General features: G+C 72.8%; 26 protein-coding genes. 23 read left to right on the forward strand and 3 right to left on the reverse strand.

Features of this window, described 5'->3' with window-relative positions; all coding sequences use genetic code 11:
* Positions 1-202 precede the first annotated feature (202 nt).
* The 6 genes from pafA (at position 203) to NDW01_RS27855 (ending at position 6,763) form a co-directional block, all read left to right on the forward strand.
* Positions 203-1,561 (forward strand): Pup--protein ligase, encoded by a 1,359-nt coding sequence (gene pafA, locus NDW01_RS27830; RefSeq protein WP_252783541.1) that lies wholly within the window; start codon positions 203-205, stop codon positions 1,559-1,561.
* An 85-nt stretch (positions 1,562-1,646) separates the two neighbouring features.
* Positions 1,647-3,005, forward strand: a complete 1,359-nt coding sequence (locus NDW01_RS27835; protein ID WP_252825829.1) for an FKBP-type peptidyl-prolyl cis-trans isomerase — start codon at positions 1,647-1,649, stop codon at positions 3,003-3,005.
* A gap of 25 nt (positions 3,006-3,030) precedes the next feature.
* The gene (locus NDW01_RS27840) at positions 3,031-3,939 is read left to right on the forward strand and encodes an FKBP-type peptidyl-prolyl cis-trans isomerase (RefSeq protein WP_252825832.1); all 909 of its coding nucleotides are present in this window, start codon (positions 3,031-3,033) and stop codon (positions 3,937-3,939) included.
* A 122-nt stretch (positions 3,940-4,061) separates the two neighbouring features.
* The gene (locus NDW01_RS27845; protein ID WP_252825833.1) at positions 4,062-4,742 is read left to right on the forward strand and encodes a helix-turn-helix transcriptional regulator; all 681 of its coding nucleotides are present in this window, start codon (positions 4,062-4,064) and stop codon (positions 4,740-4,742) included.
* 33 nt (positions 4,743-4,775) lie between these two features.
* Positions 4,776-5,240 (forward strand): DUF3291 domain-containing protein, encoded by a 465-nt coding sequence (locus NDW01_RS27850; RefSeq protein WP_252825834.1) that lies wholly within the window; start codon positions 4,776-4,778, stop codon positions 5,238-5,240.
* Positions 5,241-5,290: 50 nt separating this feature from the next.
* Complete coding sequence (locus NDW01_RS27855; RefSeq protein ID WP_252825836.1) at positions 5,291-6,763, forward strand: aldehyde dehydrogenase; 1,473 nt, start codon at positions 5,291-5,293, stop codon at positions 6,761-6,763.
* Positions 6,764-6,794: 31 nt separating this feature from the next.
* On the opposite strand, the gene NDW01_RS27860 is transcribed toward NDW01_RS27855, so the two are convergent.
* The gene (locus NDW01_RS27860) at positions 6,795-7,343 is read right to left on the reverse strand and encodes a MarR family winged helix-turn-helix transcriptional regulator (RefSeq protein ID WP_252825837.1); all 549 of its coding nucleotides are present in this window, start codon (positions 7,341-7,343) and stop codon (positions 6,795-6,797) included.
* Positions 7,344-7,586: 243 nt separating this feature from the next.
* On the opposite strand from NDW01_RS27860, the gene NDW01_RS27865 reads away from it, so the two are divergent.
* The 15 genes from NDW01_RS27865 (at position 7,587) to NDW01_RS27935 (ending at position 22,247) form a co-directional block, all read left to right on the forward strand.
* Entirely contained in the window at positions 7,587-8,408 is an 822-nt protein-coding gene (locus NDW01_RS27865) for an FAD binding domain-containing protein (RefSeq protein WP_252825839.1), read from the forward strand.
* Positions 8,405-8,890, forward strand: coding sequence for a (2Fe-2S)-binding protein (locus tag NDW01_RS27870; RefSeq protein ID WP_252825842.1), 486 nt, complete (start codon positions 8,405-8,407; stop codon positions 8,888-8,890). The genes NDW01_RS27865 and NDW01_RS27870 overlap by 4 nt, the downstream gene beginning before the upstream one ends.
* Positions 8,887-11,205, forward strand: a complete 2,319-nt coding sequence (locus NDW01_RS27875; protein ID WP_252825845.1) for a xanthine dehydrogenase family protein molybdopterin-binding subunit — start codon at positions 8,887-8,889, stop codon at positions 11,203-11,205. Before NDW01_RS27870 ends, NDW01_RS27875 begins: the two co-directional genes overlap by 4 nt.
* Before the next feature lie 94 nt (positions 11,206-11,299).
* Positions 11,300-11,821, forward strand: coding sequence for a cupin domain-containing protein (locus tag NDW01_RS27880; protein ID WP_252825847.1), 522 nt, complete (start codon positions 11,300-11,302; stop codon positions 11,819-11,821).
* Position 11,822: 1 nt separating this feature from the next.
* A complete protein-coding gene (locus tag NDW01_RS27885; RefSeq protein ID WP_252825849.1) occupies positions 11,823-12,752 on the forward strand; it encodes a PDR/VanB family oxidoreductase in 930 nt (309 codons plus the stop codon).
* 138 nt (positions 12,753-12,890) lie between these two features.
* Complete coding sequence (locus NDW01_RS27890) at positions 12,891-13,112, forward strand: recombinase-like helix-turn-helix domain-containing protein (protein WP_252825851.1); 222 nt, start codon at positions 12,891-12,893, stop codon at positions 13,110-13,112.
* Positions 13,109-14,170, forward strand: a complete 1,062-nt coding sequence (locus NDW01_RS27895) for a Rieske 2Fe-2S domain-containing protein (protein ID WP_252825853.1) — start codon at positions 13,109-13,111, stop codon at positions 14,168-14,170. The genes NDW01_RS27890 and NDW01_RS27895 overlap by 4 nt, the downstream gene beginning before the upstream one ends.
* Entirely contained in the window at positions 14,167-15,096 is a 930-nt protein-coding gene (locus tag NDW01_RS27900; protein WP_252825857.1) for a VOC family protein, read from the forward strand. Before NDW01_RS27895 ends, NDW01_RS27900 begins: the two co-directional genes overlap by 4 nt.
* The gene (locus NDW01_RS27905; RefSeq protein WP_252825859.1) at positions 15,093-15,797 is read left to right on the forward strand and encodes an aspartate dehydrogenase domain-containing protein; all 705 of its coding nucleotides are present in this window, start codon (positions 15,093-15,095) and stop codon (positions 15,795-15,797) included. Before NDW01_RS27900 ends, NDW01_RS27905 begins: the two co-directional genes overlap by 4 nt.
* Positions 15,794-16,630: an alpha/beta fold hydrolase gene (locus NDW01_RS27910; RefSeq protein ID WP_252825861.1), complete on the forward strand. Its 837-nt coding sequence runs from the start codon at positions 15,794-15,796 to the stop codon at positions 16,628-16,630. The genes NDW01_RS27905 and NDW01_RS27910 overlap by 4 nt, the downstream gene beginning before the upstream one ends.
* A gap of 328 nt (positions 16,631-16,958) precedes the next feature.
* The gene (locus tag NDW01_RS27915) at positions 16,959-17,696 is read left to right on the forward strand and encodes a 3-oxoacyl-ACP reductase family protein (protein WP_252825863.1); all 738 of its coding nucleotides are present in this window, start codon (positions 16,959-16,961) and stop codon (positions 17,694-17,696) included.
* Positions 17,697-17,717: 21 nt separating this feature from the next.
* Positions 17,718-18,500, forward strand: coding sequence for an SDR family oxidoreductase (locus tag NDW01_RS27920; RefSeq protein WP_252825866.1), 783 nt, complete (start codon positions 17,718-17,720; stop codon positions 18,498-18,500).
* Positions 18,493-20,106, forward strand: coding sequence for a thiamine pyrophosphate-binding protein (locus NDW01_RS27925; protein ID WP_252825868.1), 1,614 nt, complete (start codon positions 18,493-18,495; stop codon positions 20,104-20,106). The genes NDW01_RS27920 and NDW01_RS27925 overlap by 8 nt, the downstream gene beginning before the upstream one ends.
* 44 nt (positions 20,107-20,150) lie before the next feature.
* On the forward strand, positions 20,151-20,816 hold the full coding sequence (locus NDW01_RS27930; RefSeq protein WP_252825882.1) for a dienelactone hydrolase family protein: 666 nt from the start codon (positions 20,151-20,153) through the stop codon (positions 20,814-20,816).
* A gap of 63 nt (positions 20,817-20,879) precedes the next feature.
* Entirely contained in the window at positions 20,880-22,247 is a 1,368-nt protein-coding gene (locus NDW01_RS27935; RefSeq protein WP_252825884.1) for an MFS transporter, read from the forward strand.
* A gap of 77 nt (positions 22,248-22,324) precedes the next feature.
* Here NDW01_RS27935 and NDW01_RS27940 read toward each other — a convergent pair whose 3' ends face one another.
* Both NDW01_RS27940 and NDW01_RS27945 read right to left on the reverse strand, forming a co-directional pair.
* Positions 22,325-22,657, reverse strand: a complete 333-nt coding sequence (locus NDW01_RS27940; RefSeq protein WP_252825886.1) for a hypothetical protein — start codon at positions 22,655-22,657, stop codon at positions 22,325-22,327.
* Positions 22,658-22,810: 153 nt separating this feature from the next.
* On the reverse strand, positions 22,811-23,905 hold the full coding sequence (locus NDW01_RS27945; protein ID WP_252825889.1) for a DUF3866 family protein: 1,095 nt from the start codon (positions 23,903-23,905) through the stop codon (positions 22,811-22,813).
* A gap of 51 nt (positions 23,906-23,956) precedes the next feature.
* Between NDW01_RS27945 and NDW01_RS27950 the strand changes: the two genes are divergently transcribed.
* On the forward strand, positions 23,957-24,901 hold the full coding sequence (locus NDW01_RS27950) for a helix-turn-helix transcriptional regulator (protein WP_252825891.1): 945 nt from the start codon (positions 23,957-23,959) through the stop codon (positions 24,899-24,901).
* Positions 24,898-25,839 (forward strand): helix-turn-helix transcriptional regulator, encoded by a 942-nt coding sequence (locus NDW01_RS27955; RefSeq protein ID WP_252825903.1) that lies wholly within the window; start codon positions 24,898-24,900, stop codon positions 25,837-25,839. The genes NDW01_RS27950 and NDW01_RS27955 overlap by 4 nt, the downstream gene beginning before the upstream one ends.
* Positions 25,840-25,878 lie beyond the last annotated feature (39 nt).

Genomic DNA, 25,878 nt, shown 5'->3' on the forward strand with positions numbered 1-25,878 from the left:
GGCGCGGCTCTTGTTGATCTACAACGTAAAGGCGGTCGCGCCGGCCGCCGCTTCGGCGTGTCGCCTGCCGGCGGCGGAGCCACGACGCGCCGTACGGGCGCGGTCGTCCGGTCGCCGTACCGGCCGGACGCGGGAGCGGGTGGCCGCATACCGCAACCTGATCTCTACCAACCGCGGCCTCCGGACGCATAGCCTTGCGGATGTGGATAGGCGCATCTTCGGGTTGGAGAACGAGTACGGCGTAACGTGCACCTTTCGCGGGCAGCGGCGGTTGTCACCCGATGAGGTGGCCCGGTACCTCTTCCGCAGGGTCGTCTCGTGGGGCCGTAGCAGCAACGTGTTCCTGCGCAACGGGGCACGGCTGTACCTCGATGTCGGCAGTCATCCTGAGTACGCGACGCCCGAGTGTGACAGCGTCGACGAGCTCGTCGTGCACGACAAGGCGGGGGAGCGGATCCTGGAGGGTCTGCTCGTCGACGCCGAGCGGCGCCTTCGCGAGGAGGGCATCGCGGGCGACATCTACCTGTTCAAGAACAACACCGACTCGGCCGGCAACTCCTACGGGTGCCACGAGAACTACCTGGTCGGGCGGCACGGCGAGTTCGGCCGGCTGGCCGATGTGCTGATCCCGTTCCTGGTGACGCGGCAGATCATCTGTGGCGCCGGCAAGGTACTGCAGACGCCGCGCGGCGCGGTGTACTGCGTGAGCCAGCGCGCCGAGCACATCTGGGAGGGCGTGTCGTCCGCGACGACGCGTTCGCGGCCCATCATCAACACGCGGGACGAGCCGCACGCGGACGCCGAGCGTTTCCGGCGGCTGCACGTCATCGTCGGCGACTCGAACATGAGCGAGACGACGATGCTGCTCAAGGTCGGCGCGACCGACCTGGTGCTGCGCATGGTCGAGGCGGGGGTCGTGATGCGCGACCTGACGCTGGAGAACCCGATCCGGGCGATCCGGGAGGTCAGCCACGACATGACCGGCCGGCGCAAGGTGCGGCTGGCCAACGGCCGGGAGGCCAGTTCGCTGGAGATCCAGAAGGAGTACCTCGACAAGGCGCGGGAGTTCATCGACCGGCGGGGCGCGGATCCGGTGGTGCTGCGCGTGCTCGACCTGTGGGAGCGGACCGTGCGCGCCGTGGAGACGGGCGATCTGGACCTGGTGGCCCGTGAGATCGACTGGGTGACGAAGTACCAGCTGATCGAGCGGTACCGGCACAAGTACGATCTGCCGCTGAGCTCGCCGCGGGTGGCCCAGCTCGACCTGGCCTACCACGACGTGCACCGCGGCCGGGGCCTCTACTACCTGCTGGAGCGCAAGGGCGCCGTCGAGCGGGTCGCCCGTGACCTTGACATCTTCCAGGCCAAGTCGGTGCCGCCGCAGACGACGCGGGCCCGGTTGCGCGGGGAGTTCATCCGCAAGGCGCAGGAGAAGCGGCGGGACTTCACGGTCGACTGGGTGCACCTGAAGCTGAACGACCAGGCGCAGCGGACGGTCCTGTGCAAGGACCCGTTCCGGTCGGTCGATGACCGCGTCGACAAGCTGATCGCGGGAATGTAGCGCGTTCTCACGCTACCTTTAGATGCCCGCTGACAGGGTGGGGTGCTTGTCGCGAACGTCGTCGACCCGCGAAACGGTGGAGAAGATGTCTGAAGTCAAAGGCCGCGAGCAGACGCGGACGGACGAGCCGCAGGACGCCGAGGGGCGGGACGCCTCCGCGGCGGACCTCACGGCGAGCGGTGAGCCCGGAGCCGCCGAGCGGCCCGAGACGGAGGACACCGAGGCGGCCGTGAGCGGCGGGAAGGACGCCGAGTCGGGCGAGGTGCGAGCCGAGGACGAGGGCGAGGACCCCGGGAAGGCGGCGAACGGGACGCAGACGTCTGCCGCCGAGGAGGCCGCGGCCGAGGGCGACTCCGGCGACGAGCCGAAGAGCCGGTTCGCGCACCCGGATCCGATCAAGCTGAAGATCCCGGCGGCCCAGGAGATCACGCGGAACGAGTTCACGCCGCACGCGCTGGGCGCCAAGGGTCGTGGCGCTCCCCGCTCGGGCACCCGAGCCCAGGCGAAACGCCGCAAGATCCTTTTCACGACGGCCGGGGTCGTGCTCGTGGCGCTGGCGACGAGCGCGGCGGTCTGGTACGAGACCCGCCCGGCGCCGTCGGTGAAGGTGACGGGCGCGTTCGGCAAGGCACCGGCGATCAAGGTGCCCAAGGACAAGCCGCCCGTGAAGCAGCAGGTGAAGGATGTCGTGGCCGGTTCGGGCAATGCCGTGGCCAATGGCGACCTCGTCGTCGCGCAGTTGGTCGCCTACAAGTGGGGCGCCAAGGGTGGCGGCAAGGAGCTGCTGAACACCTACACCAAGAAGCAGCCGGTCGTCGGTCAGGCGGGTCAGCTGACCGGGCTGGCCCCGCTCGACAAGGCGATCACCGGGCGTAAGGCGGGGACGCGGCTGGTGATGACCCTGCCGTACCAGGCGGTCGGCGACCAGATCGCCCAGTCGCTGCAGCTCGGCAAGACCGACGACTTCGTCGTGACGGTCGACGTGCTGAACAGCTTCGGCAAGACCGCCTCGGCGCAGGGCACGCCGCAGAAGCTCGACGATCCCAAGCTGCCGACGGTGACCGCCGACGCGGGCAAGGCGCCGACGGTCAAGATCCCGTCCGCGGACGCTCCCGGCACGCTGCAGGTCAAGACGCTGATCCAGGGCAACGGCCCGGTGGTGCAGAAGGGCCAGACGCTGATCGCGCAGTACCACGGCGTGCTGTGGCGGAACGGCAAGGTCTTCGACTCGTCGTGGCAGCGCGGCGCGCCCGCGTCGTTCCCGATCGGCGTCGGACAGGTCATCCCGGGCTGGGACAAGGGCCTGGTCGGTCAGAAGGCCGGCAGCCGGGTGCTCCTGGTGGTTCCGCCGAAGGAGGGCTACGGCTCGAAGGGCTCGCCGCAGGGCGGCATCAAGGGCACCGACACGCTCGTGTTCGTCGTCGACGTCCTCGGTTCGTACTGATCGCCCGGTGTTCGGAGGTTCGCGCATGCGGCGCGTCGCCGCGCTGGCCCTGTTCCCCTTGGTCGCCGCCACGGCGTGCAGCGGGGGTGGCCTGCCCGACGGGCTGAAGGTCGCCGGGATCGTGGGCCGCCGGCCCACGGTGACGATCCCGGCGTCCGCCCCGTCGGGGAGGCTGAAGGTCGAGACCCTGCGGAAGGGGAAGGGCTCGGAGGTGACCGACGGCGACCTCGTGGTCGCCAATTACGTCGGGTACCGCTGGAACGGTGGTGACCACAAGCTGGTCGCCAGCAGCTACGAGGCGGGCCGGCCCGCGATCTTCCCGTACGGCCGTCTGGTCACGGGCCTGAACAAGGCCCTCGCGGGCCAGCGGCCGGGCGGCCGGGTGCTGGCCGTGATCCCGCCGGGTCAGGGGTATGGGCCGAGCGGGTACGCGCCGTGGCAGATCGGCGCCGGGGACACCATGGTGTTCGTGCTCGACGTGCTCGCGACGTACCACAACGGAGCGAGCGCGCACGGGCAGCCGCAGCCGCAGAACGACCGGACGCTTCCGCAGGTCACCGCGGGGGCCACGCCGACGATGAAGATCCCATCGACGGCGCCTCCCGGAGGGCTGCGGGTCAAGACGATCGTCCAGGGCGGTGGGCCGCCGGTCCAGGCGCATCAGCTCGTCGTCTTCCACGACCTGGGGCAGATCTGGCGGACGGGCAAGGTCTTCGAGTCCACGCGCGCCCGCGGACGTCCCGACTCGGCGATGGCCGGAGCCGGCCAGATGATCAAGGGCTGGGACAAGGCCGTGGTCGGGCAGCGGGTCGGCGGCCGGGTGCTCGTCGTGATCCCGCCGAAGGACGGCTACGGGGCGAACGGACACGCCGCCTCGGGGATCAAGAAGAACGACACGCTCGCGTTCGTGATCGACATTCTCGCCGCCTACTGAGCCGGCCGGCCGTTCGTCACCGAGGTCCTCGCCGCGTGTTCTGAGCCACTCGGCCGTTCGTCGTCGAGGTCCTCGCGGCGTCCTGAGGCGGCCGGCCGGAGCCGCGTCCCTAGACTCGCGACGTGGACGATGTCGATGCCATCGCGGCCCTGCAGGATCCGGTACGCCGGAGGCTCTACGACTACGTGGCCGCGCAGGATCACGAGGTGGGCCGGGCGGAGGCCGCGGACGCGGCCGGGGTCCAGCGCACCCTGGCCGCCTTTCATCTCGACCGCCTGACCGAGGCGGGCCTTCTCGACGCGGTCTTCCGGCGGCCCGCCGGGCGGAGCGGGCCGGGCGCCGGCCGGCCCGCCAAGCTGTACCGGCGTTCGGCGGCGGAACGGGTGGTGAGCGTGCCACCGCGCGACTACCGGGTGCCGGCGGAGCTGCTGGCCGAGGTCGTGGAGGAGGCCGGCGGCGAGGAGATCCTGGAGCGGCTGGCGCGGCGCCGCGGCCGGTCGGCCGGAGTGGCCGCCGCCGGGGAGGCGGGTCCCCGCGCGGATGAGGGCCTGGAGGACGAGGGAATGGCGGCCGCGTTGCGGGCGCGGGGCTATGAGCCGTACCGCGACGGCACGGACCTGCGGCTGCGCAACTGCCCGTTCCACGCGCTGGCCGTGGAGTTCCCCCCTGTCGTCTGCGGGATGAACCTGGCGCTGCTGGAAGGGCTGATCGAGGGGCTGGGAACGACGGGGGTGGCGGCGCGCATGGATCCGAGGCCGGGGGAGTGCTGCGTGGTGCTGGTTTCTAAAAACAATGAGAGTTGACATAGAGGCAGAGGCGATGATCTGCTGGCGGGCATGACGGAACACCACCTGGCGCAGCTCAACGTCGCCCGCCTTCGCGAGCCCCTCGACGCCCCGTCGATGGCCGAGTTCCTGGCCCTGTTCGAGCCCGTCAACGCCCTGGCCGACTCCGCTCCCGGCTTCGTCTGGCGGCTGACGGACGGGGACGCGGACGACGCGACGACCATCCGCCCGTACGGCGACGACGTCATCATCAACATGTCGGTCTGGGAGTCGCGCGAGGCGCTGTGGAACTTCACCTACCGGTCGGGCCACCTCGACGTGCTGCGCCGGCGCCGTGAATGGTTCCTGCGCATGGCCGAGCCCTCCATCGTCATGTGGTGGGTGCCGGCGGGCCGGATCCCGTCGGTGGAGGAGGCGCGGGACCGTCTGGAGCGCGTGCGGCGTGAGGGCCCCGGGCCGGAGGCGTTCACGTTCCGGGAGGTGTACGACCCGGCGGGTGTGACGGTAGAAATTTAAGCGCTAAGATATATCCGCCTTGTCGCCGAGTGGTGGGAGCGGATCCGGTGTTGGACGTCGCAGATGAGATCCTCGTCGGGGGCCACTGGCGGAAGGGCGGCGGTGAGGTCATCGCGACCCGTGATCCCGCCACCGGAGACGTCATCGCCCGCGTGCACGGTGCGAGCCCTGAGGACGTCGAGTGCGCGGTGGCGGAGGGCGTGCGCGCGGCGGCCGCGGCCGGTTGGCGCGACCTGCTGCCGCACGAACGGGCGCGGTACCTCGTCCGGATCTCCGACCTGATCGCCGAGCGGGCGGAGGCCCTGGCGGGACTGCAGACCGCGGACACCGGAAAGTCGATCAACGAGACCCGCGCCCTCGTGTCCAGCGCGGCGGGGACGTTCCGCTACTTCGCCGCGGCGCTGGAGACCATGGAGGAGGCGCTCACCCCGCCGCGCGGGCCGTACCTCACCATGAGCCTGCACGAGCCGATCGGCGTCGTCGGCGCGATCACTCCGTGGAACTCCCCGATCGCCAGCGACGCGCAGAAGATCGCGCCGGCGCTCGCCGCCGGGAACGCGGTGGTGCTGAAGCCCGCCGAGTGGACTCCGCTGGTCTCCCTCGCGCTCGGGCGGCTCATCACGGACGCCGGGCTGCCCGCCGGGCTGCTGTCGGTGCTGCCCGGCCCGGGGCGTGTGATCGGCGACGCCGTCGTCCGGCACCCCGGCGTCGGGAAGGTGACCTTCACCGGCGGCACGGCCACCGGGCGGAGCATCGGCGCGGCCGCCGCCGAGAAGATCATGCCGGTCTCCCTGGAACTCGGCGGGAAGTCGCCGACGATCGTCTTCCCCGACGCCGACCTGGACCAGGCGGTGGCCGGGGTGCTGTTCGGGATCTTCTCCTCCTCGGGCCAGAGCTGCATCGCCGGCTCCCGTGTCTTCATCCACGCCGACGTGTACGCCGATGTGCTGGAGCGGCTCGTGCGCCACGCCGGCGGGCTGCGCGTCGGGCCGGGGACGGACCCCGCCACCCAGGTGGCCCCGCTGGTGACGCACGCGCACCGGGACAGGGTCGCGGCGATGGTCGACCGTGCCCGGCGGGAGGGCGCCCGGGTGCTGTGCGGCGGCCGCGCGCCGGAGGGGCCGGAGTTCCGCCGCGGCGCCTACTACCTGCCCACCATCCTCGACGGCCTGCCGAACGACTCGGCCACCTGCCAGGAGGAGATCTTCGGGCCCGTGCTCGTGGCGCTGCCGTTCGCCGATGAGGACGACCTGGTCGCGCAGGCCAACGACACGGTCTACGGCCTCGCCTGCGGCATCTGGACCGGTGACCACCGGCGGGCGTGGCGCGTGGCCCGCCGGATCGAGGCCGGTACGGTCTGGATCAACACCTACAAGCAGTTCAGCATCTCCACCCCGTTCAGCGGGATGAAGGCGAGCGGCCTCGGCACGGAGAAGGGCCGGGACGGGATCCGCGCCTACACGCGCCAGAAGAGCCTCTACTGGGGCCTGACCGCCGAACCGCTTCCCTGGGCGGGCGTCTGACCGGGGTGGCGGCCGCGCCCGGCGGCGGAGCTCAGGGCTGGTCCGGTCCGGTCTCGGGCGGTGTCTGCTCGGCCAGTTCGAGGGAGCGCTCCAGCTTCCGGAGGAGCCGTCCGAGCTGGCGCTGTTCGGCGTCGGTGAGCCCGGCCAGCATCCGCTTCTCGTTGGCGAAATGGGCGGCGGCGACGGTGTTGATCGCTTCGAGGCCCCTGTCGGTCAGCCGGGCGTAGACGACCCGCCGGTCGTCCGGGTCGCGTTCCCGGATGACGAGGCCGGACTTCTCCAGGCGGTCGAGACGCAGCGTGATGCCGCCGGTCGTGACGAGTGCGATCTCGGCGAGCTCGCCGGCCGTCTTGCGGTAGGGGGCGCCGGAGCGGCGCAGGGCCGCGAGCACGTCGAAGGCGGCCATGTTGATGCCGTAGCGGTCGAACAGATCGGCCAGCAGGCCCTGGTAGCGGATGAAGCTGCGATGCAGCCGCCCGAGGACCTCCATGGGCGTGGCGTCGATGGAGGGCAGCTCGCGCTCCCACTGCTCCAAGATCAGGTCGACCGCGTCAGGTCGTCCCGATGGTCTGCTCGTCATTGTCGGTCGGGAAGACGGGCGCGGGCGCTCCTCTCCCTCCTCCTTCCGGTGAGGCATCTGAGGGGTGTGAAAGCCAGTGCCCAACGTACCGGGAGGCGGGGGAGGCAGGTGCGAAACCTTGTGCGCGCCTCGCCACGATGCTAAAAACCTTAGCGACAAACTATTTAGCGCTAAGTCTAATCGGGTCGTCGCGACCGAGACCGACCTGCGCGCCCGGACGAATCCCCCCAGGAGGCGACAGCGATGCGCGTGCTCTCCACCGGGCTCGTGGCTCCCACGCAGCGCACGATCCCGGACTTCCGGCTGCGGCGGCCGCGCACGATCGCCGAAGCGGTCCAGACCGGTTCCGCCGACGGCGCCGTCTACGCCCAGGGCTGCACCGACCTGTTCGCGCGGTTCCGCGAGGGACTGGACTGCTCCTCCCTCGTCTGGCTGGCGGACATCGATGAGCTGACCCGGATCGGCTGGGACGGCCGGACGCTGGAGATCGGCGCGGGGGTCGGGCACCACGCCGGCTCCGGAGACGCCGCGGTGCGCGCGGCCCTGCCCGGCCTCGCGGCCGGCTGGCGGCGCATCGCCAACCACCGCATCCGGCTCCGGGCCACCATCGGAGGCAATCTCATGGCCCGGCGCACGCGCTACGAGATGTCGATCATGCTCGACGCCCTGGGCGCGGAGCTGTCGTTCGCCGCGCCGGACGGCGGGCACACGCTCGCCCCCGCCGACCTGTGGCACCGGCGCGAGCCGCGGGGAGCGCTGCTGCACACCATCCGGATCCCCGAGGTGCCGGGCACGTGGTTCGGCTACGAGCGCTCGCTGCGGCCGCTGCTGACCGTGGCCGCCGCCGTCCGCCGGGACACCGTCCGGATGAGCGTGGGCTCGGAGTACACGCGTCCGTACGCCGTCGAGGCGCCGATCGGCACCGCGCCCGCCGAGATCGCCGCGATGCTGCCCGAGGAGATCGGTGACGCGGCCGGGAGCGCGCGATACCGGCGGCACGCGGCCGGTGTCCTGCTCGGCCGGCTGCTGGAACGGTTCACCGCCGGAGAGGAGCACCTCGGATGAGCGATCCGATCACCATCGAGTTCGGCCTGGACGGGGAGCGAAGGCGCGAGCGCATCGCGCCGAACACGGTCCTGCTCGACCTGCTGCGCGACCGCTGCGGCCGGCTCGGCGTGAAGGCGTCGTGCGAGCGCGGGGTCTGCGGCGCGTGCACGACCCTGATCGACGGGGTGCCCGTCGCGTCCTGCGGCGTCTTCGCCTTCAGCGTGGACGGGTCGTCGGTGGAGACGGTGGAGGGCCGGGGCCGCGCGGACGATCTCGGCCCGGTGCAACGGGCCTTCGCCGAATGCGGCGGGTTCCAGTGCGGTTATTGCACGCCGGGGATGGTCATGCTGACCACCGCTCTGCTGCGGGAGCACGTCGAGCCCGACGACGAGCTGATCCGGTCGTGGATCTCCTCGAACATCTGCCGCTGCACCGGATACCAGATGATCATCGACTCGGTGCGCCGGGCGGCCGAGCTGGTCCGTGAGGAGCGCGGATGAGTGCGGGACACGCCGTCGTCGGCACCGGGACGGCCCAGCGCGAGCGGCACGCCGTCGTCGGCACCGGGGCGCGCCGGAGCGACGCCGCCCCGAAGGTGACCGGCGGGGCACGGTACACCGCCGACGTGCGGCTGCCGGGGATGCTGCACGCCAAGGTGCTGCGGAGCCCGCACGCGCACGCCCGGGTGGTGTCGGTGGACGCGAGGCGGGCGCGGGCGCTGGACGGCGTGCACGCCGTCCTCACTCGCGACGACCTCGGCGGGCTGTCCCCGACGTACGGCTACTTCATCAAGGACCAGCCCGTCGTGGCCATCGACCGGGTCCGCTACGTCGGTGACGTGGTCGCGGCGGTCGCCGCCGTGGACGAGCGGGTCGCGCTGCGCGCGCTCGAGCTGATCGACGTGGTGTACGAGCCGCTGCCCGCGGTCCCGGACATCGACGCCGCGCTCGCCGCCGACGCGCCGGAGCTGTTCGAGGACGCGCCGCCCGGAATCGTCCCGCCGTACGGCACAGGCGCCTCGGGCCGCCTGCGGCCGCGCCGGAACGTCTGCTACGAGTTCCGTTACGAGACCGGCCCGGAGGACGCCTGGGCCGAATGCGACCACGTCTTCGAGGACACGTTCGTCTTCTCCCGGATGAACCATTTCCACCTGGAACCGTTCGTCACCGTCGCCGACGTGCGCGGCGAGCAGATCGAGATCTGGACCTCGACCCAGAACCCGTTCCCGCTGCGCAGGGAGCTGGCCCGGGTCCTCCAGGTCGAGGAGAACCGCATCCGGGTGCACGTGCCGTACGTCGGGGGCGGGTTCGGCGCGAAGCACAACTGCAAGACCGAGCCGATCGCCATCCTCCTGTCCCGCCTGGCCGGGCGCCCGGTGCGCTACTGCCTCACGACCGAGGAGGGCTTCCTCACCCTCAGCCAGCACTCGGCCGTGCTGACGGTGCGGACCGGCGTGCGGGCCGACGGCACGTTCGTCGCACGGGACAGCACGGTGCTGCTGGAGGCGGGCGCCTACTCCGACGGCAGCCCGCTCGTCGCGGAGAAGGCCGCCTACCGGATGCCCGGGCCGTACCGCTGGAAGCGCGTCGAGTCGTCCTGCGCGTGCGTGATGACCACCACGACGCCCACCGGTCCGTTTCGCGGCTTCGGCGCGACCCAGTCGACCTGGGCGAGCGAGAGCCAGGTCGACATGATCGCCCGCCGGCTCGGCATGGACCCGTACGACCTGCGGATGAAGAACCTCAAAGCGCTCGGTGAGCCGTTCGTGCCGGGGGAGAGCGGCATCGACAGCGACCTGGCCGAGGGTCTGGAGGTCGTCGCCGGCGCGCTGGGCTACCACGCGCGCCCGCGCACGCCGAACCGCGGGATGGGACTGGCCATCGGGTTCAAGGACGGCGGCGGCGTGAACAAGCCGGCGCAGGCCCGGGTGAAGGTCTCCACGGCCGGCGACGTGTACGTCAGCTGCGGGACGGTGGAGATCGGGCAGGGCGCGTCCACCACGCTGTGCCAGGTCGCCGCCGAGGTGCTGGGCGTCCCGCTCCGGCGGGTGGTCTACGCCCCGATCAACACCGATGTCACCCCCTTCGACCAGGGCACCAACGCCTCCTCGGGAATGACCGTGATGGGGCAGGCGGTCCTGCGCGCGGCCGAGGCGGTCCGCGCGCAGGTGCTGGAGTTCGCGGCGGAGCGGCTCGGCTGTACGGCCGCCGAGCTGACCCTGCGGGACTGGGCGGTGCGGCGCGGCGACGAGGTCACACCGCTGCCCGGCCTCATCACGGCCGTCTTCGGCGGCACGGGCTTCGAGTTCTCCGGCTCGGGCTTCTTCAAGGCGCCCAACTCCCGCGAGGCGCCGCTGGACGCGCCGTGCGTGTTCTGGGAGATCGGCTGGGCGGGCGCGGAGGTCGAGGTCGATCCGGACACCGGCAAGGTCACGGTGCTGCAGCTGGTGGCCAGCGGGGACGTCGGCAAGGCCGTCAACACGCTGGTCTGCCGCGGACAGGACGAGGGCGCGGCGGTGATGGGCCTCGGCCAGGCGCTCTTCGAGGAGATGCGCTTCGACGACGGCGTCCTGCTGAACGGCGAGGCGCTGGACTACCGGGTGCCGATGGCGGAGGACCTGCCCGAGCGGTTCGTCTCGATCACCCAGGAGCAGGGGCACGGCCCCGGGCCGTTCGGCGCGAAGGGCGCCGGCGAGGGGGCCATGGTCCCGGTGGCCGCGGCCATAGCGAACGCGGTGCACGACGCGACGGGGGCGCGGATCAGCACCCTGCCGCTGTCGCCGGAGCGGGTGTTCGACGCGCTCCAGACCCGCTAGATCGGGAGAGCCAAATTTACTTAGTGCTCAGATGCTCATCGCGTGATATCTTTGCGCTAAGATTTTTTCCGCACAACAACGGAGGTAGAGGGCAGTGAGCGACACACCGACCACCGGCGCGACCGACCTGGAAGCCCTGATCGACTCCTGCATCGCCAGCAAGGACAGCCGGTACGAGGACTGGGACACCCTCGGCTTCCAGGCCAAGGCCGGCGACGAGTTCCGGCGCGCGCAGATCCGCTACATCGGCTCCGGCGCCACCGGGAACCACGAGACCGACAGCCGCATCATCCCGTCGGGCGGCTTCACCTTCTCCAACATGAGGCTCCCGGCCGGCGCCGTCGGCCCCGAGCACACCCACCACGACGCGGAGGAGGCGTTCTTCGTCCTCGAGGGCACCCTCGAGGTGACCGTCCACGACGTCGAGGACGGCACGAAGACCGCGAGCCGCGTGCTCGGCTACCGCGACCTGATCCGCGTGCCGGCCGGGGTGCCCCGCAGCCTGCGCAACATCGGCGACACCGACGCGCTCTTCTGCGTGATCATCGGCACGCGCAAGCCCCAGGTCCCGACCTACCCGCCGACCTCCCCGATGCACGGCATCACGCGGGACTGACATGCGTGAGCTCCGCCTGACCCAGGTGACCTGGCTGGCCGAGGGCGTCGTGCGGCTCGAGTTCACCGACCCCGGCGGCGCCGAGTTGCCGGCCTGGGAGCCCGGCGCCCACCTGTCCCTGCGCCTGCCGAACGGCCTGACCCGGGAGTACTCCCTGTGCGGCGACCCGGGCGACCGCCGCCGCTACGCGGTGGCGGTGCAGCGGGAGAAGGGCTCGCGCGGCGGCAGCGCCTGCGTGCACGAGAGGCTGCGGGTCGGCGACCTCGTCGAGGTGGCCGGGCCGCAGAACGACTTCCCGCTCGAGGACGCACCGGCGTACGTGCTCGTCGCGGGCGGGATCGGCATCACCCCGATCAAGGCGATGGCGGAGACGCTCGCGGCCCGCGGAGCGCGGTGGCGGCTGTTCCACTGCGGCGCCGCCCGTGCTCGGATGGCCTTCACCGACGAGCTGAGCGCGCTCGGCGACGTCGTCGTCCACGCCGACGACGAGGCGGGCGGCCCGCCGGACCTCGCCGCCGTGCTCGCCGGGCTTCCCGCCGACGCCCTGGTCTACTGCTGCGGCCCCGAACCGCTGATCCAGGCGGTCGAGGCGGCCATGGCCGATCCCACGCGCTTGCGCGTCGAGCGGTTCCGCGCGCCCGAGCCGCCGAAGACCGGAGGAGACACGGCGTTCACGGTGACCTGCGGCCGGTCCGGGCGCAGCCTCACCGTCGAACCCGGCGTCTCCGTCCTCGCGACGCTGCGCGCCGCCGGGATGGACCTGCCGTCCTCGTGCGAGGAGGGCATCTGCGGCACCTGCGAGACACGGGTGCTGACCGGCGAGCCCGACCACCGCGACTTCCTGCTCACCGACGCGGAACGGGCGGCGGGCGGCTCGATGATGCTGTGCGTCTCCCGCTCCCGCGGCCCCGAACTCGTCCTCGACCTCTGACGGCGGCCGCCCCCGGCCGCCCGCCCCGGCGGCCGCCCGGTCCGCCCCTGACCCGACCGCCCGGTCCGCCCTCGCGGCCGTCCGGTCCACCCTCGTCCGGCGGCCGTCCGGTCCGCCCCGATCCCGGAAGGGAGCGTCATGACCCTGAGACTGCAGCCGGTCCAGTCCCGGCAACGTGAGCTGACCAGCTACGAACACGCGCTGGCCGACGAGCTCGAGGCCATCTTCGGCCGGGGGGTGCACGACCTGCCCGGACTGGTCGCCGCGCTCAACGAGACCGGCGTGCGCCCGGCCGGCGGCGCCGACTGGACCGAGGAATCCTTCACCGCCGAGATCGCCCGACTTGGAGCGCCAGAATGACGAGACATCCGGCCAACGCCGCCCTCGACACCGTCGACGGGCTCATCCGGCTCGGTCTGCGCAACCAGTGGTACGCCCTGTGCCGGTCGGACCAGGTCCCGGCCGGCGGCCTCATCCGGCTCGACCGCGTCGGCGAGGAGCTGATGCTCTGGCGCGACGCCGACGGCGCCGTCCACGTTCAGGAGGACCGCTGCCCGCACCGCGGCGCGCGGCTCACCCAGGGCGTGCACATGGGCGACCGGGTCGCCTGCAACTACCACGGCGTGCAGGTCGACGCCGAGGGCGTCGTCGTGTCCGTGCCCGGCGTGCCCGGCTGCGCCCTGGAGGGGCGGCGGGCCCTGCGGACCTTTCCCGCGCGGGAGCACGGCGGGGCGGTCTTCGCCTGGTTCGGCGATCCCGACGACGCCGAGCCGCTGCCGTTCGAGGTGCCCGAGCAGCTCGCGTCGCCGGAATGGGACCACTTCCTGGCCTACGTCGAGTGGGACGCGCCCTGGATCTACTCCCTCGACAACCTGATGGACCCCATGCACGGCGCCTTCCTGCACCGCAAGTCCCACACGATGAGCGGCGGCAGGCGCGAGGCGCTGTTCCAGATCCGCGACACCGACACCGGGTTCGTCTTCGAGAAGACCGACCAGGCCGGCGTGAACTTCGACTGGTCGGAGTGGATCGCCGGCGGCACGCCGTGGGTGCGGCTGGACATCCCCTACCCGGCGACCGCCGGTCCCGGCGGCCCGTTCACGATCGTCTGCACCGCCACCCCGATCAACGAGACCCAGCACGCGGCCTTCTTCTGGCGCTGCCGGAAGGTGACCGGCTGGGAGCGCGACACCTGGCGGTTCCTGTACAAGGCGCGGCTGGAGGCCCGGCACTGGGCGGTGCTCGAACAGGACCGGCTGATGGAGGAGGCGATGCCGCTCGACGCCTGGTCGCGGGAGACCCTCTACCAGCACGATCTGGCGCTCGTCCGGCTGCGCCGCGCGATCCGCGCCGAGGCCCAGCGTCAGCTCGCCGCCCGCGAGGAGCACGCGAAGCAGGGCGCGGAGGTGCGGGCGTGACCGAGGCGTCCCAGGAGCCGATCGCCCGCCTGCGCACGCTGCGCAGCGTCGCTCTCCGCACCCCGGAGGCGAGTGAGGCGGCCGAGTTCTACCAGCACGTGTGGGGGCTGTCGCGGATCGAGGGCGACCACGGCGTCGCCTGGCTGCGCGGCAGCGGCCCCGAGCACCACATCCTCGAGGTGCGCGAGGCCGAGCGGAACGCCCTCGGCAAGATCGCCTTCGCCGTGGCCACTCCCCGTGAGGTCGACGAGGCGGCCTTCCGCCTCGCGGCCCGCGGCATCCCGCTGGTCACCGAGCCCGGGCTCCTGGACCAGGCCGGCGGCGGGTACGGTCTGCGGTTCGCCGACCCCGAGGGCCGTCTGGTGGAGGTGTCCACCCAGGTCGAGGCCGTGACGCCCCGGGACGCCGGCGGCCACGAGGCGGTCCCGCGCAAGCTCGCCCACGTCGTGCTCAACACCACCGACATCGACGCGGCCTGCGCCTTCTACACCGACGTCCTGGGCATGCGCGTGTCGGACTGGTCGGAGCACCAGATGGTGTTCCTCCGGTGCAACGGCGACCACCACGTCATCGCGTTCAACCAGGCGCCCTGGACGTCGCTCAACCACGTCGCGTACGAATTGCCGTCGGTCGACCACTTCATGCGCGGCATCGGCCGCCTCCGGCACCACGGCATCACGCCGAAGTGGGGGCCGGGGCGGCATGGTCCCGGCAACAACACCTTCTCCTACTTCACCGACCCCGCCGGACTCGTCTGCGAGTACACCTCCGAGGTGGAGCAGGTCGACGAGGACGCCTGGCTCTGCCGGGTGTGGCGGCGGGTGCCCGAGCTGTCGGACCTGTGGGGGACCGCCGGGCCGCCCTCGGCGGACGTCCGGTCGCACATGGCCGGCGTGCCCGACACCGGACGGTGGTGGGAGAAGTGAGGAGCGTCGCCGTCATCGGCCGGGGCGCGATCGGCGGAGTCGTCATCGGCGCGCTGGAACGCGGCGAGGTGCCGGGCGCCCGGCTCACGGCCGTCGTCGACCTCGGCGATCCCCTGGCGGACGCGCTCGCCGTGGCGGACCTGGTCGTCGAGTGCGCCGGGCAGGCCGCGCTCGCCGAACACGGCCCGAACGTCATCGCGGCAGGCCGTGACCTGCTCGTCGTCTCGATCGGCGCCCTGACCGACGACGCGCTGCATGAGCGGCTGCGCCGCGGGCCGGGCCGGCTGTTCCTGACCTCCGGGGCGGTCGGGGGCCTGGACCTGCTGCGCGCGGCGGCGGCGATGGCGCCGCTGGACCAGGTGCGGATCGTCACCACCAAGAAGCCCGCCACCCTCGGCGTGCCGGACGCGACCGGCCCGGTCGAGGTCATGCGCGGCCCCGCCCGGCAGGTCGCCGCGGCCTTCCCCAGGTCCACGAACGTCGCGGCGGCGGTCGCGCTGGCCGTCGGCTCCTTCGACGTCGTGGAGGCGGTCGTCGTCGCCGACCCGGCCGCGACGCTGACCTCCCACGTGATCACCGCGTCGGGACCGGCGGGGGAGTACCGCTTCGAGATCCGCAACCGGCCGTCGGCGGCGAACCCGGCCAGCAGCCAGGTCGTCCCGCACGCGGTGCTGGCCACCCTCCGGGACCTGGCCCGATGACGGCCCGTACGGGCGGTGGAGTGCACGTTACCGAGCACGGCGGGCCGGGCGCTCCGGTGACGGTCCGTACGGGCGGTGGAGTGCACGTCACCGAGCACGGTGGGTCCGGCGATCCGGTCCTGCTGCTGCACGGGATCGGCGGCAGCGCCGACTCCTTCGCCGACCAGTTCGCCGCGCTCGCGGCCCGGCACCGGGTGCTCGCCTGGGACGCCCCGGGTTACGCGCGGTCCGCCGACCCGGCGGACGCCCCCGGCATGGCGGGCTACGCCGCGGCCGCCGCCGCGCTGCTGCGTGAGCGGGGAGCCTCACCGGCACACGTCGTCGGCGTCTCCTGGGGCGGTGTCATCGCCACCCGCCTCACACTCGACCACCCGGAGCTCGTGCGGACCCTCGTCCTCGCCGACTCGACGCGAGGCTCGGGCCGTACGAAGGAGAAGGCCGCGGGCATGCGGCGGCGCGCCGGCGAACTGGCCGCGGCCGGGCCGGAGGCGTTCGCCCGCGCCCGCGCGCCCAAGCTGGTGTCCGCCGAGGCCCCCCACGAGCTGGTGGACCGGGTCGCGACCGCGATGGCGCGGTCGATACGGCTGCCCGGTTACGCCTACGCGGCCGCCTCGATGGCCGAGACCGATCACGATGGGGTGCTCGGTCGGATCTCCGTCCCCACGCTGGTCGTCGCCGGCGACCGTGACGTCGTCACCGGGGTGGCGGAGAGCGAGGCCATCGCGGCGGCCGTGCCCGGAGCCCGGTTCGAGGTGATCGCGGGCGCCGGGCACCTGTCCAACGTCGAACGCCCCGAGGCGTTCAACCGTCTCCTCCTGGAGTTCCTGACTTGACCTCTCCCCCAGCTGAAGCAGGGGGATCCACCCCTCGCGGGTTGAGCTTTCTGCTTCGCGGCCCGTTGCCGACCCGGATCACCGGCGAGGGACGGAGTGCCGCCCATCGGTCCTACACAAGCTCCACAGACCTGACATCCCGCCAGCCCGGCGGTAGACCCGGCGAGCTTGGTCTCCGCCCGCCGAGCGGCACTCACGCTAGCACTCGCTCACAAGCGGGGCGGAAGGTCGCGGAAATCCACCCAGGCGGATTTCCGATCCCTGCTTTGCTCCGCAGAGGTTCGATTCCTCCCCCGCCTCAAGGCGGGGGTCTCCCCGGAGGTATCCGATGAAGGATCGGCTGGTCGTCGTCACCGGCGCGGGCCGCGGGCTCGGCCTGGCGATCGCACGGGCGGTCGGCGAGGCCGGCGCCCGGATCGTGATCGCCGAACGCGACCCCGGGCGGGCGGCCGCCGCGCACGCAGAGCTGACCGGGGCGGGCGTCACCGCGCACCGGATCGACACCGACGTCTCCGATCCGGACTCGGTCGCCGCCCTCGCCGACGCGGTCCGTGACCTCGGCGGGGCGTACGGGCTGGTCAACAACGCGGCCCTCGCCGACGGGGTCGGCGGCAAGCCGTTCCACGAGATCGACGTGGCGGAGTGGGACCGCCTGATGGCCGTGAACGTCCGAGGCCCGTGGCTCGTCTCACGCGCGCTGTTCCCGCACCTGGCGCGGCCCGGCCGGATCGTCAACCTCGCCTCCGACGCCGCGATCTACGGCTCGCCGCGGCTCGCGCACTACGTGACCTCCAAGGGCGCGGTGATGGCGATGACCCGTGCGATGGCCCGCGACGCCGGGCCGCACGAGATCACCGTGAACGCGGTCGCGCCCGGTCTCACCGAAGGGGACGCGGCCGACCTGATCCCGGCCGAACGGCACGAGCTGTACCGGATCAACCGGGCGCTGACCCGTCCGCAGCGCCCGGACGACCTGACCGGCGCCGTCCTGTTCCTGCTGTCGGACGCCGCGTCGTACATCACCGGGCAGACGCTCGTGGTGGACGGCGGATTCGTCTTCAACTGACTTGATCGAGGGGGCTTCGCGATGGATCTCGGTCTGAGCGGCCGCGTCTACCTCGTCACCGGCGCCAGTTCCGGGGTGGGGCTGGCCACGGCGGCGGCGCTGCTGCGGGAGGGCGCTTCGGTCGCGGCCTGCGCCCGCGACGGGGAACGGCTGCGCCACGCGCTCGACCGGCTGCCGCGTACGGGCGGGGCGCAGGCGCATGTCGGCGCGTGCGACGTGGTCGACGGCGCGGCGGTCGCGGACTTCACCGCGGCGGCGCATGCGCGCCTCGGCCGTCTCGACGGGGTGGTCAACAACGCGGGCCGGTCGCTCATGGCGCCGGTGGCCGACACCACCGAAGAGCAGTGGCGGGAGGAGTTCGAGCTGAAGATCTTCAGCGTGCTCAACACGGTCCGCGCCGCCGGGCCGTACCTGCGGGCGTCCGACGCCCCGGCCGTCGTCAACGTCAACGCCATCCTCGCGCGTCAGCCCGAGCCGCGGCTGGGCGCGACCTCGGCCGCCCGCGCGGCGCTGCTGAACCTCACCAAGACCTTGTCGGCCGACCTCGCCCCCATCCGGGTGAACTCGGTGGCCCTGGGCCTGATCGACACCGGGCAGTGGCGGCGGCGCTACGAGGCCGCCGCCGACGGGCGGGGCTACGCGGAGTGGTCCGCGCGGATCGCCGCCGACCGGGGGATCGCGCTCGGCCGGTTCGGCCGGGCCGAGGAGATCGCCTATCCGATCATCGCGTTGCTGTCCCCGCACGCGTCCTACGTCACCGGCGCGACGCTCGACGTCGGTGGAGGAGTTGCCAGATATGTCTGATGGAGGGGACCTGCTGGTCCAGGTGCTGCGCGAGCACGGCGTCGACACCGTCTTCGGTGTCGTCAGCGTGCACAACCTCCCGCTGGTCGAGGCCGTGGACCGCGGGCTGCGGTTCGTCGCGGTCCGCCACGAGGCGGCGGCGGTCAACGCCGCCGACGCCCACGCCCGCGTGCGAGGCGGGCTCGGCTGCGCGCTGACCAGCACCGGAACGGGCGCCGGCAACGCGGCCGGATCGCTGGTCGAGGCGCTCACCGCGGGCAGCCGGGTCCTGCACGTGACCGGGCAGATCGACAGCGGGCATCTCGGCCAGGGCCGGGGCGTGATCCACGAGACCAAGGACCAGCTCGGCATGCTGACGGCGGTCTCGAAGTTCGCCGTCACCGTGCCGTCGGCCGAGGCGGCGCCCGGCGTGCTGCGCGACGCCGCCCGCCGCGCGCTGGCCGTACCGTACGGGCCGGTCAGCGTCGAGTGGCCGATCGACCTGCAGTACGCCGCGCAGACGCCCACACCACAGGAGCCGGAACGGCACGAGCCGATCCCGGTCCCCGACGTCGGTGCGGCGGTCCGGCTGGTCGCCGGCGCGCGCAGGCCGGTCATCTGGGCGGGCGGCGGTGCCCGTGAGGCCCGCGCGCAGGTGCGGGAGCTGGCCGAACGCCTCAGCGCGCCGGTGCTGACCTCCAACGCGGGCCGCGGCGTGATCGAAGAGGACCACGAGCTGGTCGTGGGAAATTTCGCGGTCAACCCGGCGGCCGCGCCGCTCCTGGCGGAGGCGGACCTGCTGATCAGTGTGGGCACGCACTTCCGGTCGAACGAGACCCGGCACTACCGTCTCACGCTGCCCGCCCGGCACCTGCAGATCGACGTCGATCCGGCGGCGATCGGCCGGGTGTATCCGGCGACCGCCGGGCTGTGCGGTGACGCGGCGCCCACGCTCACCGCGCTCCTGGCGGCCCTGGGCGAGCCGGCGGTCGCGGACGGCTGGCGGCAGCGCGCCGTCGCCACGCGGTCGGCGGTCCGCGCCAGGCTGCGCTCTGACATCGGCGACTACGCCCTCATCTGCGACGCCATGCGGAGACACCTTCCGGCCGGATCTCCGGTCGCGCGGGACGTCACCATCCCGTCGAGTCAGTGGGGCAACCGGCTGCTGCCGATCCTCGACCCGGCGACCAACGTCTTCCCGCTCGGCGGGGGGATCGGGCAGGGGCTGGCGATGGGGATCGGGGCCGCCCTGGCCCGTCCGGACGTTCCGACGCTCGTCATCGCCGGTGACGGCGGCCTCGCGGTGCACCTGGGGGAGCTGGCGACGCTGGCCCAGGAGGCCCCCTGGCTGGTGCTCGTGGTGTTCAACGACGGCGGGTACGGCGTGCTGCGCAACATGCAGGAGGCCGGTTCCGGCCGCCGCTCCGGTGTGGATCTCTACACGCCGGACTTCCGTACGCTCGCGGCCTCCCTCGCGCTGCCGTACTCCCTGGTCGGCTCCGCGGACCGCTTCGAGGAGGTGTTCGCGGCCGCGGTGGCGGCGCGCGCGCCGTACGTCGTGGAGGTCGACGTGACGGCGATCGGCCCGACGCCGGTTCCGTTCGTGCCGCCGGTGGAGGTGCCGTGAGCCACGGGCACGGGCCCGCGAACCGCGGGCGGAGGGTGCTGACCATGGCGGCGCCCCTCTTCGTGCGGGAACCGGACGGTGAGCCCCGGGGCGGCGCGGTCGTCCTGCACGACGTCTTCGGGGTCACGGAATACGCCGAGGACGTCTGCCGCGCGCTGGCCCGCACGGGCCGGCTGGCGGTCTCCCCCTACCTGTACTACCAGCGGGGCGGTCCGGCCTTCGACGCCGAGGAGCTGGGCGCCGCACGCGGCCATATGGCGGAGCTGGCCGCCGAGGACCTGGCCGCCGACATCGACGCCGCGCTGGGCTACCTGCGCGCCCGTACGGCGGGCCCCGTGCTCGTCGTCGGGTTCAGCATGGGCGCCCACCTGGCGACGTGGGCGGCGGCCCGGCACGAGCTGGCGGCGGTGGTCGCGGTGAGCCCGTCGGGCGTCGGGGCGTCCCCGTGGCCGGGCGTGCCGCCGGCCGAGCTCCTGATCGCCGAACGGAGGACGCCGTGGCTGGGCGTCGTGGGCGGCGCGGACTCCAGGGTGGACGTCGGCCTGCTGGAGATGGCGGCGCGGCTGCCGGGCCCGGCGGCCGCCGTCGAGGTGATCGCCGGGGCCGGGCACGGTTTCTACCGGAGCGGCCACCCCGAACATGATCCAGACGCGGCCGCGGAGATCCGGCGTAGGATCGGGTGCTTCCTGGAGAAAAAACCTTTGTCCTAATCTATTGACCACTAAGATATCTCCTCGTAGGGTCGCGGCAACCCGCTGGACGGAAGGAACCCCATGACGACCGTGGCCGCCGGACCCTCCCTCGCATCCATCGCCGCTCGGCTCGAGCGGTTGCCGAACTCCCGCTGGCATCTGAAGGTCCGCAGCCTGATCGGCGCGGTCACCTTCTTCGAGGCGTTCGACCAGTTGCTGGTCTCGTCCGCGCTGCCCGTCCTGATCAAGCAGTGGCACCTGACCACCGGCCAGGCCACGTTCGCCGTGACGAGCGGCTCGGTGGGAATGCTCGCCGGCGCCCTCGCGGCCGGCTGGCTCGGCGACCGGATCGGCCGGGTGCGGACCGTCTCCCTCGGCGTCGTCGTCACCGCGCTGGCCAGCCTGGCGCTGGTGTTCTCGCCCGGCTTCGCGTACTTCGCCGCGCTGCGGTTCGTCCAGGGCCTCGGGATCGGCGGTGTCGTTCCGGTGGCCGCCACCTACGTCAACGAGATCGCCAAGAGCCGTCACCGCGGCCGGTTCGTCCTGCTGTACGAGCTCATCTTCCCCGCCGGTCTCACGGTGGCCACGCTGGTCGCCGCGTGGGTCGTGCCGCACTGGGGCTGGCGGGCGATGTTCCTCATCGGCGCGGTTCCCGCCCTGCTGGTGGCGCTGCTCCAGCGCGACGTTCCCGAGTCGCCGCGCTGGCTGGCGGCCCGAGGCCGCCTGGAGGAGGCCGGGCGGGTCATCGCCCGGATCGAGGAGGAGGTGACCCGACGCACCGGCGAGCCGCTCGGCGCACCGCCCGCGGTCACGGTGGCGGAGCCCGTGACCCGGGGCGGCCTGGGCGACCTCTTCACCGGCCGGTACCTGCGCCGCACCGTGGTCGTCGCGGTCCTGTGGTTCTTCGGTTACTTCGTCAACTACGGCATCACGGCCTGGCTGCCCGCGCTCTACACCAAGGTCTTCAAGCTGGACCTGCAGACGGCGCTGACCTACAACGTCGTCAGCAACGTCGCCGGCCTGGTCGGGTGCCTCGTCGTCGCACTGCTCGTCGACCGGCTGGGCCGCCGGCCCATTCTCGCCATCGGGCTGGGCGGGGCCGGCGTGGCGCTGCTCGTCCTGGCCGCGTGGGGGACGGGTTCGGGCGGGCAGGTCGCGGTCTGGGCGTCGGTCACGTCGCTGTTCGTCTACGCCACGAACGTCAGCCTCTACCTCTACACGCCGGAGCTGTACCCGACGCAGAACCGCGCCCTGGGCGCCTCGCTCGGCGGCGTCGCCAACCGTCTCGGCGTCATCGTCGGCCCGATCGTCGTCGGAGCGCTCCTCGACCGGAACGAGGGCATCGCCTCGGTGTTCACCGTCCTCGGAATCGCCTCGATGATCGGCGCCCTGGTCGCGCTGGCGGCCGTGGAGACCAAGGGCCGGACACTGGAGCAGCTCAACTCCTGATCGCGTGCGCCCGCCCGGGGGTCGAGGCGATCACGACGAGACGCCGGAGCGCGTGCTCCGGCGTCTGTGTCTCCGTCTCAACCCCCGTGCACGACGATCTCCACGGCCCGGACGAAGCTCCCCTCGTGACCGCCATGGCGATGCACGCGCCCGCGATGTGAATGACCGAAGTGCCGCGAGTCGAGGCGGTGGCGCTGGAAGCGGTCGTGCCGGTGGCTCTGGTGCCGGATGTGGCCGTCGTGCCGCCACCGGCCGTCGCGGGGTGAGGTGCTCGCGCTCACCCGCGCCACGGCCGCGCCGACGTGCGCCGCGGGGACGCTCTGGTGGGACGCGGGCGGAGTGGCGAACACCGCGCCGGCCGTTGCGGCGACGACGACGAGGCCGGCAGAGACGCGTGTCCTGCTGAGCACGATGATCTCCTCGTTGCCGAAGACGAGAAGGGCGTGAGCAGCCCGCGATCGCCTTTCCTCGCCTCCCGCTTCCAAGGATCCTCGGCGACGTTCCCGGTAGAGCAAGCGAACGGTAACGACCAGGGCATTTCTCGTGAGGTCGGCGGTCCCGGGCTATCGATCGGCGCCGTCGGGGCGCCGGCTCAGCAGACCCGCGGCGTGGCGTCCGGCGGCGGCGACCGCCAGGAAGCCCGCGAGGTCCTGGTCCAGCCCGCGGCCCATGGTCGAGACCCGCACGGGCGAGTCGCGGACCGCCTTCTCCAGGCCGTCCACGGGCACGGTGACGAGTTCGTGCCGTGCGCCGAGCGGCCCGGCCTCGGCCCGTACCCGGTCGCCGAACTCCCCCGGCAGATCCGGCACGACCACCTGGGCCCGCGCCAGGGCGACGCGGCCGTAGGCGGTCAGGCTGTGGTGGGAGATCCCGCGGTGACGCTCGCGCGCGTCGGCCTCGCTGACCCGCAGGGACGCCACGGGACGGCCCTCCAGGACGGCCGCGGCGTTCACCGCCTCGCCCGCCGACACCCCGGAGAAGCCCCAGCGGGTGCCCGTGCCGAGGTTCCCCGGGCCCTGCGCGACGATGGCGACCTCGGCGCCGAGCACCAGACGGGCGGCGAGCAGGCCGGTGTGGAGAGTCACCGCCTCCAGGTCGCCGCCGAACGCCTGGCCGACCGTCACCGTCGCGGTCAGCGCGCCCGTCTCCCGCAGCGTCGCGATCGTCCGGGAGAACCAGGCGGGCAGCGCGCCGCCGTCCGGCATGACGTAGACGACGCGGGTGCCGGGGCGGTCCAGGTGCAGCCCGGCGATGATCGCCGGCAGCGCCGAGTGCAGGTCGGCGACGACCACCGGCATCCCGTCGATCGACTCGGCGTCGCGCAGGACCTCGTGATGTGCGGAGTCCTGCTCGTCCGCGCCGAGCACGGTGGCCTGCAGAGGGGTGTAGCGTGCCTTCACCAGATGGCCCGGGCCGGACGGATCCGGTGGGAAACGGTCGGGGACCGCGACCACCATGGCGTACCCTCCGGTGCCGAGCCCCATCGCGAGCGCCGTCGTGTTGAGCAGCACGGCGTCGCCCGGCCGGGGCCGTCCCACCAGGGCCGGGTAGGCCAGTGCGCGGGCTTCGCCCTCGTCGTCGATCATGACGTCGAGTTCGACCGCTCCGGGCCATTCGCGGCGTATCTTGACAACCGTGCCTTTGCGCCATCGGATCACCCGCCAACGGTAGCGTCGGAGGCCACGGGGACGGGCCAGAAGGAGTGGACGATGTCGCGCCGCAAGACCGAGCGGCTGCTCAATCTCGTGGTGTGCCTGCTGGCCACCCGGCGGTACCTCACCGCTGAGCAGATCCGCCAGGCCGTACCGGGCTATCCCGGTGGGGACGAGGCGTTCAAGCGGATGTTCGAGCGCGACAAGGAGGAAGTGCGCGAGCTCGGCATCCCCCTCGAGATGGGCAGCGACGGCGACGAGGAGCCGGGCTACCGCATCCAGCGCCAGGCGTACGAGCTGCCGGAGATCCAGCTGGCCCGCGACGAGGCCGCCGTCCTCGGGCTCGCCGCCCGGGTGTGGCAGCGGGCCAGCCTGGCCGAGGCGGCCTCCGGGGCGCTCCTGAAGCTGCGGGCCGCGGGCGTGGACACCGACGAGGCGGCCTCCCTCGGCATCGAGCCCAGGGTCGGCACCGACGAGCCGGCCTTCCCGGCCCTGTGGCGCGCGGTACGGGACCGGCGGCCGGTCGCCTTCGAATACCAGGGCGTGGGCCGGAGCGCGCCGCAGCGCCGCCATCTGGAGCCCTGGGGAGTGGTCAGCAGGCACGGCCGCTGGTACGTCGCCGGCCTCGATCGCGACCGCGGCGAGGCGCGGGTCTTCCGCCTCAGCCGGATCAGGGGCGACGTCGTCGCCGACGGGCCCGCCGGCACGGTGACCGTTCCGGACGGCGTCGACGTGCGGGAGGTCGTCACCTCCATGGGCGGTCCAGCGCCCGGGCGGCGTACGGCGACCGTGCGCCTGCGGCGCGGCGCGGCGGACGGCATCCGGCGCTGGGCGGCGAACATCCGCCGCGACGACGACGAGTGGGACCTGGCGGAGCTGACGTTCGCCGAGGTGGACAAGCTCGCCGACCACCTCGCCGGGTTCGCCGACGACGTGGTCGTGATCGAGCCGCCGGACGTGCGCGACGCGATGATCCAGCACCTGAAGGCGGTGTGCCAGTGAGCTCCTCGGAACGGCTGCGGCGGCTGCTCGCCCTCGTCCCGTACGTCATCAACCGCAGCTCGGTCAGCGTCGAGGAGGCCGCGGAGGCGTTCGGCGTGACCGAGAAGCAGATCATCGACGACCTGAACCTCCTGTGGTGCGTCGAACTCCGCGCGCCCGACCCGTACTGCCCGATCGACCTGTCGTACGAGGGCGGCGAGATCGTGGTCTGCGAGGCGGAGTCGATCAGCCGGCCGCTGCGGCTCGACGTCGACGAGGCCGCCGCCCTCCTCGTCGCGCTGCGCACGATCGCCGGGCTCCCCGAGCACGGCGACGCCGTGAGCCGGGTGATCGCCAAGCTGGAGGACGCGGCGGGCACCGCCGCGCGGCCGAGCAGCCAGGTCGCCGTCGAGCTCGACGTGCGCCCGGACGTCCTGGTCCAGGTGCGCTCGGGCCTCGACCAGGGCCGCCGGCTGCGGATGACCTACTACGTGCCGGGCCGGGACGAGAACACCGTGCGCGACGTCGACCCGATGCGGCTGCTCCTCGTCGACGGCTGGTCCTATCTGGAGGGCTGGTGCCGCCGTGCCGAGGCCGTCCGGCTGTTCCGCCTGGACCGGATCGTGGACCTGCGGGTCCTCGACGTCGCCGCCAGCATCCCGGAGGAGGCCGAGCCGCTCGACCTGGACGCCGGGCTGTTCCGTCCCTCGCCGGAGGACGTACGGGTGACGCTGGAGCTGTCCCCGGCCGGGCGCTGGGTCGCCGACCACTACCCCTGCGAGAGCGTCGCGGAGCTCGGCGAGGGACGTCTCCGCGTCGTGCTGCGGACCCGCGACGTGCGCTGGGTGCGCCGGCTGGCGCTGCGGCTCGCCGGCAGCGGCCGCATCGTCGAGCCCGCCGAACTGGCCGCCCAGGTACGCGAGGACGCCGCCCGCGCCCTGAAGCTGTACGACGCGTGACCGCCGGCGGACCGTGACGCCGCCCGCGTCGGCGAACCC

This window comes from Actinoallomurus soli, from assembly GCF_024055715.1.
Taxonomy (GTDB): domain Bacteria; phylum Actinomycetota; class Actinomycetes; order Streptosporangiales; family Streptosporangiaceae; genus Actinoallomurus; species Actinoallomurus soli.